At 59.0% G+C, this 829-nt stretch carries 1 pseudogene; it reads left to right on the top strand.

Annotated elements, in window-relative coordinates:
• Nucleotides 1-138 precede the first annotated feature (138 nt).
• A pseudogene (locus MRBLSP13_RS18865) lies at nucleotides 139-708 on the top strand (IS5 family transposase); the annotation flags it as partial.
• Between the last annotated feature and the right edge of the window lie 121 nt (nucleotides 709-829).

The raw sequence follows: 829 nt of genomic DNA, 5'->3' as shown, positions 1-829 counted from the left end.
CGATGTGTAGTCCGTTCGAACCCCAATCGCTGCCGCCATCGCGAGCCTCCTCTTGCTCGCTGCAACGAATCAGAAAATTAGCACCTTGGGAATCCAACCGTGAGTCAGAACCCGCGCACGTCGGTATAACAACCGCTTATCCGGTGGAGCCGGCTCGGCGTCTTCAACAAGATCTTCTCGGCCCTCTCGGCAAAGAGCGGCAAGCCGGACCGGTTGATGATCGACGCGACCCACCTGAAGGCACACCGCACAGCAGCAGCCTTCTCAAAAAGGGGCTGTTCCCATACGTATCGGACGCACCAAAGGCGCGCTGAATTCCAAACTTCATGCCGTTTGCGATGGCAGGGATAGACCGCTGGTCATGCTGCTCAGTGAAGGGCAGATGAGCGACGCCTTGCCTCCCGCCAAGGCTCTGCTCGGCGACCGAGGCTACGACGCCGACTGGTTCCGCAAGGCGCTTGTCGACCGCAACATCACGGCCTGCATCCCGTCGAAGAAAAACCGCAAGGTGCCGATCCCGCACGACGCCGCGCTCTACCGCCAGCGCCACAAGATCGAGACTATGTTCGGCAGGCTTAGGACTGGCGGCGCATCCATACCCGCTACGATCGATGCGCCCACACCTTCATGTCCGCCATCTGTATCGTCCCAACCATCATCTTCTGGCTCAATCAAATGAGTCCAGATCTTAATTCCTGTAAGTATTGAACCGCCCCGGGATTGCCGGAGGCCATTTGGCTTAAATTATGCTGCCATGGGTGTGTCGTCCAGCATGGCGTAGTAGAGCTCCTCGGCTTCGGCAGGCGGGATGTTGCCGATGGGTGCGAGC

Source organism: Sphingobium sp. LSP13-1-1.1, from assembly GCF_040676415.1.
Lineage (GTDB): Bacteria > Pseudomonadota > Alphaproteobacteria > Sphingomonadales > Sphingomonadaceae > Sphingobium.
The sequence above is the reverse complement of the archived record's forward strand: the minus strand, read 5'-3'. Positions and strand labels throughout refer to the sequence as shown.